Origin of the sequence: Kribbella sp. NPDC023855 (assembly GCF_040639475.1) — a bacterium.
Taxonomy (GTDB): Bacteria; Actinomycetota; Actinomycetes; order Propionibacteriales; family Kribbellaceae; genus Kribbella.
The window spans coordinates 667366-683150 of the sequence record NZ_JBFAAA010000004.1 but is presented as its reverse complement, the minus strand read 5'-3'; the positions used below and the strand labels follow the sequence as shown (position 1 = coordinate 683150).

Annotated in this window: 19 protein-coding genes; 10 read left to right on the top strand and 9 right to left on the bottom strand. The window is 68.0% G+C overall.

Going from position 1 to position 15785, the window contains the following annotated elements:
* Window positions 1–232: 232 nt before the first annotated feature.
* The 8 genes from AB0F51_RS18465 to AB0F51_RS18430 are packed head-to-tail and all read left to right on the top strand — an operon-like array spanning window position 233 to window position 7031.
* Window positions 233–727 carry a thioesterase family protein gene (locus tag AB0F51_RS18465; protein ID WP_360281307.1) on the top strand — a complete coding sequence of 165 codons (495 nt, stop codon included), beginning with the start codon at window positions 233–235 and terminating at the stop codon, window positions 725–727.
* 11 nt (window positions 728–738) lie between these two features.
* Window positions 739–2115, top strand: coding sequence for a TrpB-like pyridoxal phosphate-dependent enzyme (locus AB0F51_RS18460; protein WP_360281305.1), 1377 nt, complete (start codon window positions 739–741; stop codon window positions 2113–2115).
* 28 nt (window positions 2116–2143) lie between these two features.
* Entirely contained in the window at window positions 2144–3550 is a 1407-nt protein-coding gene (locus AB0F51_RS18455) for an FAD-binding oxidoreductase (protein WP_360281303.1), read from the top strand.
* Window positions 3547–4881, top strand: a complete 1335-nt coding sequence (locus tag AB0F51_RS18450; RefSeq protein WP_360281301.1) for a cytochrome P450 — start codon at window positions 3547–3549, stop codon at window positions 4879–4881. Before AB0F51_RS18455 ends, AB0F51_RS18450 begins: the two co-directional genes overlap by 4 nt.
* Before the next feature lie 3 nt (window positions 4882–4884).
* The gene (locus AB0F51_RS18445) at window positions 4885–5319 is read left to right on the top strand and encodes an SRPBCC family protein (protein ID WP_360281299.1); all 435 of its coding nucleotides are present in this window, start codon (window positions 4885–4887) and stop codon (window positions 5317–5319) included.
* On the top strand, window positions 5316–6002 hold the full coding sequence (locus AB0F51_RS18440) for a type 1 glutamine amidotransferase domain-containing protein (protein ID WP_360281297.1): 687 nt from the start codon (window positions 5316–5318) through the stop codon (window positions 6000–6002). Before AB0F51_RS18445 ends, AB0F51_RS18440 begins: the two co-directional genes overlap by 4 nt.
* A gap of 53 nt (window positions 6003–6055) precedes the next feature.
* Window positions 6056–6484, top strand: a complete 429-nt coding sequence (locus AB0F51_RS18435) for a hypothetical protein (RefSeq protein ID WP_360281295.1) — start codon at window positions 6056–6058, stop codon at window positions 6482–6484.
* Between the two features lie 13 nt (window positions 6485–6497).
* The gene (locus tag AB0F51_RS18430; protein WP_360281293.1) at window positions 6498–7031 is read left to right on the top strand and encodes a PadR family transcriptional regulator; all 534 of its coding nucleotides are present in this window, start codon (window positions 6498–6500) and stop codon (window positions 7029–7031) included.
* On the opposite strand, the gene AB0F51_RS18425 is transcribed toward AB0F51_RS18430, so the two are convergent.
* The 5 genes from AB0F51_RS18425 to AB0F51_RS18405 all read right to left on the bottom strand — a co-directional run bounded on the left by AB0F51_RS18425 (window position 7028) and on the right by AB0F51_RS18405 (window position 11913).
* The gene (locus tag AB0F51_RS18425; RefSeq protein WP_360281291.1) at window positions 7028–7759 is read right to left on the bottom strand and encodes a GDSL-type esterase/lipase family protein; all 732 of its coding nucleotides are present in this window, start codon (window positions 7757–7759) and stop codon (window positions 7028–7030) included. The genes AB0F51_RS18430 and AB0F51_RS18425 overlap by 4 nt on opposite strands.
* Window positions 7756–9924, bottom strand: coding sequence for an MMPL family transporter (locus AB0F51_RS18420; protein WP_360281289.1), 2169 nt, complete (start codon window positions 9922–9924; stop codon window positions 7756–7758). The genes AB0F51_RS18425 and AB0F51_RS18420 overlap by 4 nt, the downstream gene beginning before the upstream one ends.
* 74 nt (window positions 9925–9998) lie before the next feature.
* Entirely contained in the window at window positions 9999–10748 is a 750-nt protein-coding gene (locus tag AB0F51_RS18415; RefSeq protein WP_360281566.1) for an SRPBCC family protein, read from the bottom strand.
* Window positions 10749–10753: 5 nt separating this feature from the next.
* On the bottom strand, window positions 10754–11440 hold the full coding sequence (locus tag AB0F51_RS18410) for a CatB-related O-acetyltransferase (RefSeq protein ID WP_360281287.1): 687 nt from the start codon (window positions 11438–11440) through the stop codon (window positions 10754–10756).
* A 101-nt stretch (window positions 11441–11541) separates the two neighbouring features.
* On the bottom strand, window positions 11542–11913 hold the full coding sequence (locus AB0F51_RS18405; RefSeq protein WP_360281285.1) for a VOC family protein: 372 nt from the start codon (window positions 11911–11913) through the stop codon (window positions 11542–11544).
* 47 nt (window positions 11914–11960) lie between these two features.
* Between AB0F51_RS18405 and AB0F51_RS18400 the strand changes: the two genes are divergently transcribed.
* Window positions 11961–12857, top strand: coding sequence for a carbohydrate kinase family protein (locus AB0F51_RS18400; protein ID WP_360281283.1), 897 nt, complete (start codon window positions 11961–11963; stop codon window positions 12855–12857).
* Window positions 12847–13755, top strand: coding sequence for a pseudouridine-5'-phosphate glycosidase (locus AB0F51_RS18395; protein ID WP_360281281.1), 909 nt, complete (start codon window positions 12847–12849; stop codon window positions 13753–13755). The genes AB0F51_RS18400 and AB0F51_RS18395 overlap by 11 nt, the downstream gene beginning before the upstream one ends.
* 22 nt (window positions 13756–13777) lie before the next feature.
* On the opposite strand, the gene AB0F51_RS18390 is transcribed toward AB0F51_RS18395, so the two are convergent.
* The 4 genes from AB0F51_RS18390 to AB0F51_RS18375 all read right to left on the bottom strand — a co-directional run bounded on the left by AB0F51_RS18390 (window position 13778) and on the right by AB0F51_RS18375 (window position 15785).
* Window positions 13778–14173, bottom strand: a complete 396-nt coding sequence (locus AB0F51_RS18390; protein WP_360281279.1) for a hypothetical protein — start codon at window positions 14171–14173, stop codon at window positions 13778–13780.
* Window positions 14174–14179: 6 nt separating this feature from the next.
* Window positions 14180–14911, bottom strand: a complete 732-nt coding sequence (locus tag AB0F51_RS18385) for an FHA domain-containing protein (RefSeq protein WP_360281277.1) — start codon at window positions 14909–14911, stop codon at window positions 14180–14182.
* 113 nt (window positions 14912–15024) lie between these two features.
* Window positions 15025–15504 (bottom strand): ribonuclease H, encoded by a 480-nt coding sequence (locus AB0F51_RS18380; RefSeq protein ID WP_360281275.1) that lies wholly within the window; start codon window positions 15502–15504, stop codon window positions 15025–15027.
* A 29-nt stretch (window positions 15505–15533) separates the two neighbouring features.
* Window positions 15534–15785, bottom strand: a complete 252-nt coding sequence (locus AB0F51_RS18375) for a DUF1524 domain-containing protein (protein WP_360281273.1) — start codon at window positions 15783–15785, stop codon at window positions 15534–15536.

Here is a 15785-nt window from a genome sequence, read left to right as displayed (position 1 = left end):
ACGCTACGAATGCAGAACCTGAGCTGTCAAGGAGTTCTCCGGCATTAGCTGATCCCAGCCATGGGAAATGCGAGACCCGGCATTCTCGGCCCGACGCGAATGACAATTGAAATATCTATCACCCGCGGTATAGCAGTAATCAGCTACTTGGCTTCAGACGCCTTGACACCCGCATCTGCGGGACAGCAGCCTGGGTCACGCCGTGAACACCGAACGGAAGGAATGACGGCCTATGCCCCGCTGGGTAGAGACGGCACCTCGGGTGATGCGCTGGGGGTACGTCGAGACGGCCGCCCGGGTGCGCTGGTCGGAGTGCGACGGGCAGCGCCACGCCTACTACGGCAACTACATGGCCTGGTGTGACCTCGGCCGGGAAGCCTTCGCACTGGCGGCCGGCGTCGACTACTGGAACTACCAGATCACCACCACCGAGTTCCACATCCGCTTCCACAGCCCCGCGGTCTACCTCGACGACCTGCTCATCCGCACCTGGGCGACGACCCCGACGGCGCGGCTGGACTGTTTCTACGAGATCTACCGCAAAAAAGGCGGACAGCTGATTGCCGAGGCGAAGTCCGGCCATGCGCTGGTCGACCTGAAAAAGGGTCTCCGGATGCGGGCGCCGGATTCCTTCCACGAGAAGTTCGAGGCATTTCTCGACAGCCAACGTGTCCGGCAGGGAAACCCCGCGAGACCACTGGCTGTCACCACCGAGACCGCCGGCTGACAGGGATGACGATGAGCGGCCAGATCAAATACCTGCTGGACGAGAAAGACATTCCCACCCACTGGTACAACCTCGTCGCGGACCTGCCCGAGCGGCCGCCGCGGCCGCTGCACCCGCGTACCCACGAGCCGATGTCGGCCGCCGAGATGGGTTCGCTGTCGGCGGCCGCGCTCCTTCGCCAGGACGGCTCGACCGAGCGGTTCATCGGCATCCCCGACGAAGTGCGCGACGTCTACCGGATGTTCCGGCCGAGCCCGCTGTACCGCGCGCGCAACCTCGAACGCGATCTCCAGACGCCGGCCCGCATCTACTACAAGTACGAAGGTCTCGGCCCGACCGGCTCGCACAAGGTCAACACCGCCGTACCGCAGGTCTACTACAACGCCGCTCAGGGCATCAAGAAGCTCACCACCGAGACGGGCGCCGGCCAGTGGGGTTCCGCGCTTGCCTTCGCCTGCGCCCAGTTCGGCGTCGACTGCGAGGTGTTCTGGGTCGGTGCGTCGTACGACCAGAAGCCCTACCGCAAAACGATGATGGAGGCGTTCGGCGCGACCGTGCACCGCAGTCCCACCCCGCAGACCGAGGTCGGCCGCAAGGCGCTGGCAGCCGAGCCAACCGGCAGCAAGCCGCTCGGCAGCATCGGGCTGGCCGTCAGCGAGGCGGTCGAGGTTGCCCTCGCCGACGAGAGCGTCGGCTACGCGCTCGGCAGCACCGCCGGCCACACCCTGCTGCACCAGACCGTCATCGGCGAAGAGGCGCTCAAGCAGTTCGAGTTGGCCGAGGACTATCCCGACGTACTGATCAGCTGCGTCGGCGGCGGCTCGTCGATGGGCGGCCTGGCCTTCCCGTTCTTGCGCGAGAAGCTGACCGGCAACCGCGACCTCCGCGTCGTCGCCGTCGAGCCGACCGCCTGCCCGGCCATGACGCGTGGCCGCTATGCCTGGGACTACGGCGATATGGAAGGCCTCACGCCGTTGATGAAGATGTACACGGTCGGCCACTCGTTCGTCCCCGCCGCGATCCACGCCGGCGGACTGCGCTACCACGGTGTCTCGACGCTCGTCTCGTACGCCGTCCACAAAGGGCTGATCGAGCCGGTGGCCAAGCCGCAGACCGAATGCTTCGCGGCCGGCCTGAGGTTCGCCCGCACCGAAGGGATCATGCCCGCGCCCGAGGCCACCCACGGTCTCGCCGCCTGCATCGACGAGGCCATCCGCTGCCGGGAAACCGGTACAGAGCGGGCGATTCTGGTGCTCGTCACCGGCCATGCGCACTTCGACCTCGGCGCCTACACGGCCTTCCAGGCCGGAGAGATCACCGACGACGAGCTGTCCGACGAGCAGCTGGAAGTCTTCCTGAACCAGCTCCCCGTCGTCTCACCCCGCTGACACCAAGACCGTTCTGGGAGGCTCTCGCATGAGTCAGCTACCGACCGACCAGCTGGACCTGGCTCTTCGCGGTGAGCTGGTCCTACCCGACCATCCCGGCTACGACAGCGCCCGGCGGGTCTACAACGGCATGATCGACCGCCGGCCGGCGCTGATTGCCCGCTGCCAGGGCGTCGCCGACGTGGTGAAGACCGTGCAGTTCGCGCGCGACAACGGCCTGCCCGTCGCGATCCGCGGTGGCGGCCACAGCGTCGCCGGGCACGGCACCTGTGACGGCGGCGCGCTCGTCGACCTGTCGCTGATGCGCGGTGTCCGCGTCGATCCGGCCGGCCCTGATGGGCCGACCGTTCGGGTCGCCGGCGGCGCTACCCTCGCCGACCTCGACGGCGACACCCAACTGTTCGGTCTGGCCACTCCCAGCGGTCAGGTCTCGATGACCGGGATCGCCGGTCTCACACTCAACGGCGGCATGGGGATGCTGCAGCGTAAGTACGGGTTGACCTGCGACAACCTGCTGTCGGCCGATGTGGTGACCGCCGACGGCAGCTTGATCACCGCCAGCGCGGACAGCCACCCCGAGCTGTTCTGGGCGTTGCGCGGTGGTGGCGGCAACTTTGGGGTCGTGACCTCGTTCGAGTTCCGCTGTCACCCGGTCGGACCGATCATCCTGGCGGGTCTGGTCGCGTACCCCGTCGAGCAGGCGCCCGAGGTGCTCGCGTTCCTGCGGGACTTCATCGCCGATGCGCCGGAAGAGCTCAGCGCGGACGCGATCTTCCAGTTCGCCCCGCCGCTGGACGTGATCCCGGAGGAGCACCGCGGCAGCCGGCTGATCGGGATCTTCCTCCGGTACGCCGGTCCGCCCGAACGGGGCCAGCAAGTCGTCAAGCCGGTGCAGGAGTTCGGATCGCCGGTGCTCAACTTCGTCTACCCGATGCCGTACACGATGGTCCAGCAGATGCTCGACCCGCTGAACCCGAACGGCAACCTGCACTACTGGACCGGCGAGTATCTCCCCGAGCTGGGCAGCAAGCAGATCGAGACCCTGGCGACGTACGGCAGCACGCTGCCCGATCGGCACTCGATCATCGAGGTCATCCCGTTCAACGGCGCGGTCACCCGAGTGGCGCCGGACGCGACCGCCTTCAGCCACCGGCAGGAGAGCTGGTTGATCCACGTCCTCGGCCAGTGGACCGACCCGGCCGACACCGACCGCTGCCGGTCCTGGGCCAAGCAGGCCGGTGCCGACCTGCGCGCGGTCGGGTCGGGTGACACCTACCTCAACCTGGTGACCGACGACGAAGACGTCGACCGGGTGAGCACGTTCTGGAACGACGCGCGGATGCGCCGGCTCGCCGCGGTGAAGGCGGAGTACGACCCCGGCAACACGTTCCGCTTCAACCACAACATCAAGCCCGCCAGCGGAGACCGATCATGAGCGCGCCGACGAAGACCGAGGGCACGGAGGCCCTGTTCCACCCGGACACCTACGTCACCGGCGTACCGCACGAGCTGATGGGACAGCTACGACGCGAGCACGGTGTCGTGTGGGTGCCCGAGCCTGCTGTCGACAACTGGCCGGCTGGACCTGGATTCTGGGCCGTGCTGCGCTACGCCGACGTCGAGACCGTACTGCGGTCGCCGCAGGTCTACTCGTCCAGCCGCGGCCTCACGCAGATCTACGACGCTCCCCCACCGCTGCTGCCGCCGCTGCGGAAGATGATGATCAACATGGACCCGCCGGACCACTCACGGCTGCGCGGGCTGCTCACCAAGGCCTTCGCGCCCCGCGCCGTCGCGCAGCTTGAGGAGCGGATCGGCGGTTATGCCCGCGAGTTGGTCAGCGCCATCGTCGATCGCGGCAGCTGCGACTTCGCCCGCGACCTCGCCGCCGATCTCCCGTTGCTGACGCTGTCCGACATCCTCGGCGTGCCGGAGAGCGACCGGTGGCTGATGTTCGACTGGAGCAACCGGGTCATCGGCGTACAGGACGCGGAGTACCAGGCGAGCAGCGAGTTCGACACCAGCGGCGCGACCGAGATGGCGATCCGGGCTCTGCGGGTGCGGCCCGATCCGGACGAGAACGGCCGGATGCCGGACTCGCGGGTGCCGTCGGGCATGGCCGACCTCTACGCCTACGCCGCCGAGCTGGCGCAGTACCGTCGCAAGGAACCTGGCAACGACATCATGTCGCTGCTCATGCAGCAGGTCGACAGCGAGGGCGGCCGGGTCAGCAACGACGAGTTCGAGAAGCTGTTCTGGTTGTTCTCGGTCGCCGGGAACGAGACCGTCCGCAACGCGCTGCCGGGCGGCATGTACGCGCTGCTCAGCCACCCCGATCAGTACGCGAAGCTGCGCGCCGACCGCTTGCTCCTCAACTCCGCGGTAGAGGAGATGCTGCGCTGGTGGAGCCCGGTGACGCAGTTCCGTCGTACGGCGGCGCGGGACACCACCCTGGCCGGCGTGGAGATCCGCGAGGGCGACAAGGTCGTCGTGTACTTCGCTTCGGCGAACCGGGACGAGACCGTGTTCTCCGATCCGGACTCCTTCGACATCACCCGCAATCCCAACCCCCACATCGCGTTCGGGCACGGGCCACACTTCTGCATCGCGGCTCAGCTGGCCCGGGTGCAGATGCGGGCGCTGTTCGGCGCAGTACTGGAAGTGCTCGGCGAGGTGGCGGCCGACGGCCCGCCCGAGCGGTTGCGGTCCAACTTCCAGAACGGCATCAAGCACCTGCCGATCCGCTGGACGACACCGGAGATCTGAGAAATGTGGACGTACGAGCACAGCGCGGAAGCCGCCGCGACGTCAGACGCCATCTGGAGCTGCTACCAGGACGTCGCCAGCTGGCCTGACTGGAACGTTGCTGTGAGCAACATCGAACTCGACGGCCCGTTCGCCGCCGGTACGACGGGCCGGCTGACGCCGCCGGGAGCCGGACCACTCCCGTTCACGATCGTCGAAGCGACCGAGAACTCCGGCTACGTCTCCGAGACCGAGATCGCCGAGACCGTCACGTTGCGGTCCACCAACCGGCTGACCCCGCTACCGGACGGCCGGACCCGGATCGAGCTGCGGGTCGACCTGGTCGGTCCCGCGGCCGAGCACTTCGGCAAGAGCTTCGGTCCGCAAGTGAAGGCGGGCGTGCCGAAGACGGTCGAGACGCTCGCCCGGCGGGCCGAAGAGCTGGCTGGCCGGCAGTGACTGGCAGAGCCGCGCTGCTGGTGCTGACCAGCAATAGCGTCCTCGGAAACACTGGCCGGTCGACCGGCGCCTACGCGTCCGAGGTGGCCGAGTCGTGGCGAACCTTCGCGACGGCCGGATACCGGGTCGACGTGGCCTCGATCCAGGGCGGGCGGCCACCGCTCGAGGCGGTCGACACCGGGGATCCGGCGCAACAGGCGCTCTTCGCCGACGAGGCGATGACCGCGGCGATGGCGTCTACCCGACCGGTGCGGGAGGTGGACCCCGCGGCGTACGGGATCGTCTTCACCGCGGGCGGGCACGGCGCGATCTGGGACCTTCCGTACGACGAAGCTCTGGCCGGCCTGCTGCGCGATGCGTACGAGAACGACGCGGTGATCGCCGCGGTCTGCCACGGGCCTGCCGCGTTCCTCGGCACTCGTTTGTCGAACGGCGAGTACCTGGTGGCCGGCCGCAAGGTCGCGTGCTTCACCAACGACGAGGAGCGCGCGGTTGGGATGACCTCGGTGGTGCCGTTCCTGCTGGCCGACGAACTGGTCAGACGCGGCGCCCAGCACGACGCGGTGGGACCGTTCCTGCCCCATGTCGTGGTCGACGGCCGGCTGGTGACGGGCCAGAATCCCGCCTCGACCGAACTCGTGGCCGAGCAGGCGATCGCGGTCGCCACGGCGAAAACTGCGTAGGCCGTGCTGTCCGCGTTCTACTGGTGTGGGTGAAGTCGCGCGAAAGGGTTCGGATGCTGACCAGACGCTCGCAGGTGATCGCCGGGATTCTGCTGCTGCTCATTGTCACCGTCGAGTTCGGCGGAGTCTTCATGACGCAGGTCGTCAACGGAAATGTGGAGACGACGGATTTCCAGGCTTCGTTCTGGCGCGCCGGCCATGCTCACGCCGGAGTGCTGACCATCCTCAGCCTGACCGCGGTGTTGCTGGCCGACGGTGCCAGGGTGGCCTGGGGTGCCGTGGGCTGGCTGGCGCGGCTCGCCATTCCCGCGGCCGGCGTGCTCATGTCCACCGGCTTCTTCGTGTCCGCGCTGGGCGACGGCGCGACCGGACCGAACGGCTTCGTGGTCATCCTCGGGCTCGGCGGCATCAGTCTCGCGGTGGGCGTCGTGTCTCTGGGCCTGAGTTTGCTCCTCCCCAGGCTCCAACTGCCCGCGACCTGACACAATGGGACGTATGACCCGCACGCTCAACGCCACCGCCGCGTCGCTGCTCGGCTTCCTGCACGAGGGTCCGCTGACCGGATGGGATCTGGTCGCCACCGCTCAGCAGCGCATCGGCGACTTCTGGTCGCTGACCCAGAGCCAGGTCTACCGGGAGCTGACCGCGATGGCCGAGGCGGGGCTGGTCGAGGCAGGCGATCCCGGACCTCGCGCCCGGCGCCCGTACGCGCTGACGGACGCCGGGCGGGAGGCCTTCGGCGAGTGGCTGCAGGGCGACGTGACCGAGGAGCTGATCCGGTTCCCGCTCCTGCTCGTGGTGATGTTCGGCCACCACGTACCGCCGGACCGGCTCGCCGAGGTGATCGCCACGCACCGGCACCTCCACGCGCAACGCCTGGCCATGTACGAGAAGGAGCTCACCGAGGCGCCGACGGGCGAGCCTGACCCTTACGCGGCCGCGACCCTCGACTTCGGCGTACGGTACGAGCGCGCAGTACTGGAATGGTTCGATGCGCTGCCGACGGTGATCCGGGGAGCGATGGACTAGCGCTGCAGCCGGCCGGCGATCGTGTCGAGGTGCGGCTGGAACGCCTGGAACCAGATCCGGTACCCAACACTGTTGACGTGGGTGAAGTCCGGGGCCCACACGTCCAGGCGGCGGGCCGCCCGGAAGGCGCCGGCGAAGTCGGCGTGAGGCACCCCGCGAGCATCGGCCTCCTCCGCCAGGATCCGCTGGTAGTTCTCCCGCCCGCCCTGCAGCGGTACGTCGGAAAGCACGGTCCGATCGGCAGGAAGCGCCTCGAGCACCTTGGAGACGTTCGCCCGGTAGGTATCCAGCGGCACCTTCCCGCCGGTGTCGTTGGAGCCCGCGACCACCACCACGACGTCGGCATTCGCCACGTCGGCCCGGTGCAACTGGTCGGTGAGGATGCTGCCGAAGGTGCCGCCGCGCAGCGAGGAGTAGTTGGCGATGTGCACAGGCCGCCCGGTGCGCTCGTGCAGATGGCGGGCGATCCGGCCGACCAAGCTGTCCTCCGACTTCCAGGCGCCGATCCCTACGCCGGCGGAGTCGCCAAAAGCGATCAACCGCAAGGCCTCCGGAGCCGCGGGCTGGGATGCCTGATCAGCCCAGTACTTCGGGTAGTTCCGGGTCTGACGCAGCACCAGCAAGAGTCCGATGACCTCGGCCAGGACCAGTAGGCCGACTCCGATCCCGATCACCCGCAGGACAGTCCGGCGTCGCCGCTTGCGTCGCGGGCTCGTGTCGGTTGTCACGAATCAGCCCCGCTGTGTTCCAGCACTGCCGGCTCGGGTGACTTCACTGCGGGCTGCTGTGGCGCGCGGCTGAGCCGGCCTGGCCACCACATCCACCGGCCGACATCGAGAGCGAGCGCCGGCACCAGCACGGAGCGCACGATGAACGTGTCCAGCAGTACGCCGAACGCGACCGTGAACGCCAGCTGGACCAGGAGCACCAGCGGGATAACCGCCAGGGCGGCGAACGTCGCGGCCAGCACCACCCCGGCCGAGGTGATGACTCCGCCGGTGACGGTCAGGCCGAGGATCATGCCTCGCCGGGTGCCGGCCCGCACGGACTCCTCCCGGACCCGGGTCATCAGGAAGATGTTGTAATCGATGCCCAGGGCAACGAGGAACACGAAGGCGTGCAACGGGAACGTCGCATCCACCGCGGAGAAGCCGAACACGTCACGGAACACCAACGCGGACAGCCCGAGCGCCGCGAGATAGGACAGCACGACGGTGGCGAGCAACAGCAGGGTGGCCACGATCGAACGCAGCAACAAGCCGACGACGAGCCCCACCACGAGCAGGAGTAGCGGCATGACCTTGCGGTCGGCGGCGGCCGCATCGTTGAAGTCCACGAGGACTGCCGTGTAGCCACCGGTCTTGGCGTCCGCCTGCGGTACTGCGGCGACCGCGTCGCGCAGCCGCTCGAGGGTGCCCAGTGCTGCCTTGCTGTCCGGCGGGTCGGTCAGGGTGACGTCGAGCCGGGCTTGTCCGTCCACGACGACGGGTTGCGCGTTTGGGGTTGGTCCGCCCGCCTGCGCACCGGAGTACGGGGTGACGGCTGCAACCCCCTCGACCCGGCGGGCTGCGGTGGCCACGTCGGTGATCCTGCTCGCGTTGGCGATCACGATCGCCGGGCTTCCGCTGCCACCAGGGAAGTGCTGGGTCAGTTCCTGCTGGCCGTCGACCGACTCGACGCTGTCCGAGATGATCATTTCGTTCTGCGGAAGGCCGGTCGCGTCCAGGCGGACCACGCCCAGCGCCATCACGACCAGTCCGAGCGCAGTACCGATCCAAAGGATCCGCGGCCGCCGATCGACGAACCGGGCCACTCGCGACCACACGCCGGCCAGCTCGGCAGGGTCAGATCCGTACTCCGGGCGGCGCGGCCAGAACGCGGCCCGTCCGAGCAGCATCAGCACGGCCGGCATCAGGGTCAGCATCGCCAGCAGCGCGCAACCAATACCGACCGCGCCGGCGGGACCGAGGTCGCGATTGAGGCTCAGATCGCTGATCAGCAAGCACAGCAGACCGAGCGCGACCGTCCCCCCGCTGGCCGCGATGGGGCCGAGCGAGTTGCGCCAGGCAACGCGCATCGCGTCGAAGCGGCTCTGGTGCCGGCGCAACTCCTCCCGGTAGCGGGAAACGAGCAGGAGCGCGTAGTCGGTACCGGCACCGAGCACCAGGACGTTGAGAATGCCCTGTACTTCGGCGCCCAGGGACAGGATGTCCTGCTTGGCCAGCAGATAGATGACGCCCTGGGTGGTGCCCAGGGCCAGACCCGCGACGAGCAGAACCAGGAACGGGAGCAGTGGACTGCGGTAGACCACGATCAGGATGACGAGGATGACGGCCATCGTCACCGCGACGAGCATCAGGTCGATGGCGCCGAGCGCCTCCTTGAGGTCCGCCTGGATGCCGGCTGGTCCGGTGACGTGTACGGCGAGCCCCTCGCTGCCGTTGACCAGAGCGCGCACAGTTGGCACGTGCTCGGCGATCTTGGCCGAGTCGGTCCCGGCGAACGGTACGACGACCATGGCGGCGCGTCCGTCCGGGGCGACCAGCGGACCGGTTGCTGGACTTGCCAGCTTGCTGCCCAGGTCGCGGTTGATCGCCGCGGTCTGGTCAGCGATCGTACGGCGATCGGCAGCGGTCAGGGCGGCGTCACGGCTGTACACGACGATCGCCGGCAACGTCTCAGCCTCGCCGAAACGCTTGTTCATCGCGGCGACCTCGGTGGCTTCGGCGTTGCGGGGCAGGTAGGTCGCGGCGCCGCTGGAGACCTCTTCGGCGAGCTTGCTGCCGACCGCGCCGAGCGAGCCACCGGCTCCGAGCCAGACGAGGATCAGCAGGGAGGGAACCAGCCAGCGCACGACACGGACACGCTGCGAGCCGGTGGCAGACATGGTCATCCATTCCTTCCGGTCCGGGGACTCAGCAGGTCAGACCTTCCAATGTGGAATGTTAGATCTCCCACATTGGAGTGTCAATCGGATGCGACGCGCTCCGCCAAGGCCTGCAGGGTCCGGCGCATTCCCTCGTTCAACGCTGGGCTGAACTCGTGCCCCAACAGGTCGAGCGCTGCGCGAGGGACGTTCACCCGATGGGTGATCCGGGTGCCACCACCGGGCAGCTCGGTCAGCACGTGCTCGATTCGCAGTACGACGCCGTCGCCCAGCTCCGTCTCCGAGACGTATCCCCGACCGGGGTTGGCGGAGACGATGCGGTACGGCATCGGGGGCCGGCCCTCGATGACGATGCGGCCGGTGACGCCTGTGCTGAGCGTTCCGTCCAGGTCGACCCGTTCGACCTGGTGTTTCCACTCGGGCCAGCTCGCCACGTCGGCGTACTGGCTCCAGACCGCTTCCGGTGAGGCGGTGGTCTCCACGCTCGGCGCGTAGTCCCACTCCTGGATGACGGCTCGCACCTCGATCCTGCCGAGGTCCGCGGGCATCGGGTAGCCACGGGCGAGCTCGACCGCCTCGGCCTGGTCGGCGCAGTCGATGAGGTAGAAGCCGGTCAAGGGTGGGTCGCTGACGACGGCCGGCCCAGGCGTCACGTTGTCCGGCCACACGGTCATGGCTGTTGCCGTCGGCATCAATGCGCGGCTGGCCAGAACTGTGCAGCGCTTGCTCAGGAACTCGAAGTTGTACGCGACGTGGGCCTCGACCAGGCGGTTGCGTTCGGCTTGCGACATCGCGGCGATCGCCTTCTCGTCGCTGTAGAACAGCAGCATGAAGATCACTGCGGGTCCTCCTCCAGACCGTGTTTGCGGGCCACCGCCTCCAGCTCGGCCACACCGCCGCTCATGATTTCGGCGACGTGCTTGGACACCACGTCGATCGGCCAGTTCCACCAGGCCAGCCGGACCAGCCGCTCGATCTCGTCCGGCTCGAACCGGTACCGGATGACCCGGGCCGGATTACCCCCGGCCACCGCGTACGCCGGTACGTCCGACGTCACTACGGACTTGGCCGCGATGATCGCGCCGTCACCGATCCGGACACCCGGCATCACGGTCGCCTCGTAGCCCAGCCAGACGTCGTTGCCGACCACGGTGTCGCCGGGGAAGTCCCGCTCCGCGAACAACGGCATGTGCTCCAACCAGTCGCCGCCGAACATAGGAAACGGAAACGTCGAAACGCCGGCCCGCCGATGGTTGGCCGCGCCCATGATGAACCGGACGCCCCTGGCCAGCGCACAGAACTTGCCGATGACAAGCCGATCCGGCCCGTAGTGAAAAAGCACGTTGTGCCGCTCGAACCCGGTCGGGTCAACCGGATCGGCGTAATAGCTGTACTCCCCCACCGAGGTCAACGGCGACTGCACCAGCGACCGCAGAAACACCACCTGCGGATCCCCCCGAATCAACCCCGCATTCGGCCCATAGGCATCGGGATACAGCCGCGTCGCATCCGGTGCAGACAACCCAACCTCCTCCAGGCAGGCCCATCACTCCCCTCTCACCTTCCAGCACCCAAGCCCGGATTCAAATGACAAGGACTTGCCAGCAAGCTCGGGGGGTGAGATCAGCCGCCGTAGGGGCGGGTGATGATTTCTAGGATGTGGCCGTTGGGGTCTTGCCAGTAGACGCCGCGGCCGCCGTCGTTGGTGTTGATCTCGCCCGGTCGTCGCCGGAAGGGATCGGCCCAGTAGTTCAAGGCGCGGTCTTGGATGCGGCCGAAGATCACGTCGAACTCCGGTTCGTCGACCAGGAACGCGTAGTGCTGTGGGGTGATCGGACCGCCTTCGTCGGCGAAGTCCAGGGACACCTCGCCCACCTGCACGACCAGAAACGGCCCGTACGGCGTGGGGTCGGCGACTCCGAGGATCTCCGCCAGGAACCGGGCGGACTCGACCTTGTCCCGGGAATGCACGATGGTGTGATTGAGCTGGACCATCTTCCTATCTCACCTCGTCAGGGCGCTGTCCGCCATAGGGTGGTGCCATGAGTCGACCGCGCCGCAGCCTTGTCTGTATTGGGGATCTGGTGGAGGACGTGGTCGTGTGGGTGGGTGGCGTGACGCGGGGTGGGACGGATAATCCGGCACGGATTCAGCGGGTGCGTGGTGGCGCGGCGGCCAGCGTGGCGGTTTTCGCCAGCAGTCTTGGTACTTCGGTGCGGTTCGTCGGACGGGTCGGGGACGATCTGGCCGGCGAGGCGTTGGTGGGGGAACTGGTTCGGGCGGGCGTTGAGCCGAAGGTTCAGCGGCAGGGGCGGACCGGGGCCATCGTCATCTTGGTGGATGGGTCCGGGGAGCGCACGATGTTCCCGGACCGAGCCGCCGCGGCCGAGCTGGCCGAGGTCCCTGACTCGTGGATCTCCGGCTTCGAGGCGTACAACCTCTCGGCGTACTCGTTGACCGGCCCGTCCTGGCCGGTACTTCGCCGGGCCTCCGAGATCGCTCAGGCCAACCAAGCGATCCTCACCATCGACGCGGCATCCGTCGCGCTCATGGACTCTGTCGGACCCGCGGCTTTCCGCGCCATGATCAGCACCCTGCAGCCGACGTACATCTTCGCGAACGCAGCCGAAGCCGCCACCGGCTCCCTGCAAAACCTCGTCGGTCCCGGTACGACGCTCGTGGTCAAGAACGGCGCAGAGCCCACCGAGATCCATGCCGATGGCAACAAGACTGCCACCATCCGACCCGATCCGGTCGACGACGTGCGGGACACGACCGGTGCCGGTGATGCGTTTGCGTCCGGTTTTCTGGCCGCAGTACTGGACAACGCCGAGCCGGTCGAGGCGGTTGCCGCAGGCCACAACCTTGCCAGGAGAGTTCTCACTCAACCTGGCGCCGTTCTGACCACTGATGAGCAGGGAGTTGTTCGTGACCGATAACGCCGAGTTCGTCCTGTCCGATGAGGTAGCGCAGGCCTTGGCTGAAGGGCGCGCGGTCGTCGCGCTGGAGTCGACCATCTTCTCGACCCTCGGCCTGCCCGCCCCCGCGAACGCCAACGCACTCGCGGTCTGCAAGCAAGCAGTTCTCGATCAGGGCGCCACACCGGCGGTGGCGGCGATCCTCGACGGCCGGCCTCATCTCGGGCTCACGCCGGACGAAGAGAAGCGAGTCCTGCAGGGCACGCGAAAGGTTGCCGAGCGCGATCTGTCGGTGGCCCGCGCACAGAAGTGGGAGGTCGGCGTCACCACAGTCTCAGCGACGGTTGCCCTCGCCCACGCAGCCGGCATCTCGGTCTTCGCCACCGGCGGCATCGGTGGCGTCCACCGCGGATCCGAAGTCACCGGAGACATTTCGGCCGACCTCGACGCGATCGCCAACCACCCGGTCATCACCGTCTCCGCCGGCGCCAAGGCCTTCCTCGACCTGCCACGGACCCTCGAGTACCTCGAAACCGCCGGCGTCCCAGTCCTGGGCTGGCAGCACGACTGGTTCCCTGCCTTCTACACGCGCTCGAGCGGCTTGCCGGTCCCGCACCGAGTCCAGGACGAACAGACAGTCTGCGACGTACTGCGATATCGCGCGCGGCCGAACACCGGCGTACTGCTCACCGTCCCGATCCCCGAAGCCGACGAAATCCCCGAGTCGCGCATCAGCGCCGTACTCGCCGCTGCCCTGGATGCGAGCGCCGGCGCAGGAGTCACCGGCCCCGCCGTCACGCCGTACGTGCTCGGAAGGATCGAGAGGGAGACCGACGGCGAGAGCATCCCGGCCAACCTCGCCCTCGCCCGGAACAACGCCGTCATCGCAGCCCGGATCGCCGTCGCAATGACCAAGTAGATCCCTGCCACGGTACGACGAGTCACAGCATGGCCGGCAGCAAGTTGAGGATCGGCGCTCCGAGGGCTCCCAGCCAGTGCGCGAGCATGCCGAGGGGTCCGACCAGCGCCGAGCCGGCCGAGACCAGCGACCCCGCGGCGAGGAGGATGCGGGTCAGCCGCTCGACCTTCGGAGCAATCCGGGTCCGATCCGGCTTCGGCTGGCGCATGTCTGTCTCGATCTCGCGGAGCTCCTTCTCCGCAGCAATCGACGACACCGGGTCGAGCCGGGTGGTCTTGACGCCCGCGCGCAGTTCCGCGAGCGCCTGCAGCGCCTGCTCCGAGGTCACCACGATGCCGGTCTGCCCGCCCGTGACGTGCTGGTCGCGACCGACGTTGTTGATGTTGCCGGCGTTCTGGTTGCCGATGTTGAAGGTCATCGCGACTCATCTCCCGTGCTGGGGTGGCGGTAGTTCCCGATCGACCCGCCGCCGGCGCGCGGTGGCGACGATGTGCAGGACGATCCCGGCGATGATCAGCAGGACGCCGACCACGTTGACCAGCCCGCCGAGCGCGAACACCAGGAACCCGCTGAAGTCGTCTCGCGTGGGCATGCCGGAGGCGGACGAGAGGTCCATGATCTGACCGAAGTACTGGTACCAGCCGACGGCGGCGATGGCGAGTCCGACCAGGAACACCACCACACCGGTCCAGATCAGCCCACGGGCCTTCGTCCTCGTCGCGGCGATCTCGCGGAAGAAGTTCTCCCGTTGCTGGATCACCTGCTGGACGTACTGATCCCGGCCGACATTGTTGATCGTGCGAGCCCGCTGGTCGCCGATGTCATAGCGAACCGCTGTCGGCGCACCCTCGGCCGCGGCGTACCGAAGCCGCAGGTCAGCGAACGCGACGCGGTCCCCCGGGTACAACCGCCGCGGCGACGTGACCGCCTGGCCGTTCACGAAGGTGCCGCCGGCTGAGCCCAGATCTTCGATGTAGTCCCCGCCGTCCTGCTGCCACAGCGCCGCATGCTGGCGGCTGAGGTACGGGTTGTCGAACCGGACCTCGCAACTCGGTAACCGGCCGACCGTCAGGCGCGCGCCGGTGAGATTGATCCGCTGCCCCTCGTGCGCTCCGGTTTCCACCACGAGGTACGGCGTACTCGGTCCATTGCTCATGGTCTGTTGCGGCGATCGCGGGCACCTCACCCGTCCTCACCGCACCCCCACGACCAGAAAAGCACTCGCGACGGACCGTCACAAGACGCAACCGTCGGCGTCTTCGAGCCAGGTCAGTGCTGAGGGAAGCAGGCGGCGACGGCCAGGCCGTCGACGAAGTCGTTCATCTCGTGACCGGAGTGCCCCTTCACCCACTGGAAGGCGACATCCCCGCGCTCGACCACCAACTCCACCAGGGGTTCCCAGAGGTCCCGGTTGGCGACCGGCTTCTTGGCCGAGGTGAGCCAGCCGCGCTCGAGCCAGCCGCGGTGCCACCCGTCGCGGAAGCAGTTGACGACGTACGTCGAGTCCGAGACGACCAGCAGCGGGCCCGCATTCGCCTGCACCGCCTCGAGGGCGGCGCGGATCTCCATCCGCTGATTCGTCGAGACTGCCTCGTGCCCGGCGGCGTACTCGGTCGTCGACAGCGCCCAGGCCCAGCCGCCGGGTCCGGGGTTGCGCGAGCAGGCCCCGTCGGTGAAGACGGAGCGCGCTCCGACGGGCACGGTCATGTCGGCCGGCCGAGGACGACGAGTACGAACTGAAGGTGTCACCCCGAAACACTACTCCGCGGCGGCCACCACTACGGGCAGATGTGGGTGATGGTCCTAGCCGAGTCGCGGTCGGCGGCGGTGATGGGGAGGGACCACTTGCGGGCGACCTGCAAGTAGCGCAGGACGTAGGTGCAGCGGTACGCGCGGTTGATCGGCATCCACTCCCCCGGCCCGGAGTCGCCCTTCGACGCGTTGGCCGGTCCGTCGGCGGCGATCAGGTTCATCGCCTCGTCATTGGCGAAGTCGACGCGGCGCTGCTGGGACCATTTCGCGGCACCCAT

What these genes read in the sequence shown, in the direction of transcription:
- AB0F51_RS18415 (WP_360281566.1), bottom strand. Translation starts at nt 10,748, where the DNA reads ATGCTGCTGTTCTACAGCGACGAGAAGGCGATCGCCGCGATGTCGCAA.
- AB0F51_RS18455 (WP_360281303.1), top strand. Translation starts at nt 2,144, where the DNA reads ATGAGTCAGCTACCGACCGACCAGCTGGACCTGGCTCTTCGCGGTGAG.
- AB0F51_RS18445 (WP_360281299.1), top strand. Translation starts at nt 4,885, where the DNA reads ATGTGGACGTACGAGCACAGCGCGGAAGCCGCCGCGACGTCAGACGCC.
- AB0F51_RS18465 (WP_360281307.1), top strand. Translation starts at nt 233, where the DNA reads ATGCCCCGCTGGGTAGAGACGGCACCTCGGGTGATGCGCTGGGGGTAC.
- AB0F51_RS18460 (WP_360281305.1), top strand. Translation starts at nt 739, where the DNA reads ATGAGCGGCCAGATCAAATACCTGCTGGACGAGAAAGACATTCCCACC.
- AB0F51_RS18375 (WP_360281273.1), bottom strand. Translation starts at nt 15,785, where the DNA reads ATGGGTGCCGCGAAATGGTCCCAGCAGCGCCGCGTCGACTTCGCCAAT.
- AB0F51_RS18405 (WP_360281285.1), bottom strand. Translation starts at nt 11,913, where the DNA reads ATGGTCCAGCTCAATCACACCATCGTGCATTCCCGGGACAAGGTCGAG.
- AB0F51_RS18435 (WP_360281295.1), top strand. Translation starts at nt 6,056, where the DNA reads ATGCTGACCAGACGCTCGCAGGTGATCGCCGGGATTCTGCTGCTGCTC.
- AB0F51_RS18390 (WP_360281279.1), bottom strand. Translation starts at nt 14,173, where the DNA reads ATGACCTTCAACATCGGCAACCAGAACGCCGGCAACATCAACAACGTC.
- AB0F51_RS18420 (WP_360281289.1), bottom strand. Translation starts at nt 9,924, where the DNA reads ATGACCATGTCTGCCACCGGCTCGCAGCGTGTCCGTGTCGTGCGCTGG.
- AB0F51_RS18430 (WP_360281293.1), top strand. Translation starts at nt 6,498, where the DNA reads ATGACCCGCACGCTCAACGCCACCGCCGCGTCGCTGCTCGGCTTCCTG.
- AB0F51_RS18385 (WP_360281277.1), bottom strand. Translation starts at nt 14,911, where the DNA reads ATGAGCAATGGACCGAGTACGCCGTACCTCGTGGTGGAAACCGGAGCG.
- AB0F51_RS18400 (WP_360281283.1), top strand. Translation starts at nt 11,961, where the DNA reads ATGAGTCGACCGCGCCGCAGCCTTGTCTGTATTGGGGATCTGGTGGAG.
- AB0F51_RS18450 (WP_360281301.1), top strand. Translation starts at nt 3,547, where the DNA reads ATGAGCGCGCCGACGAAGACCGAGGGCACGGAGGCCCTGTTCCACCCG.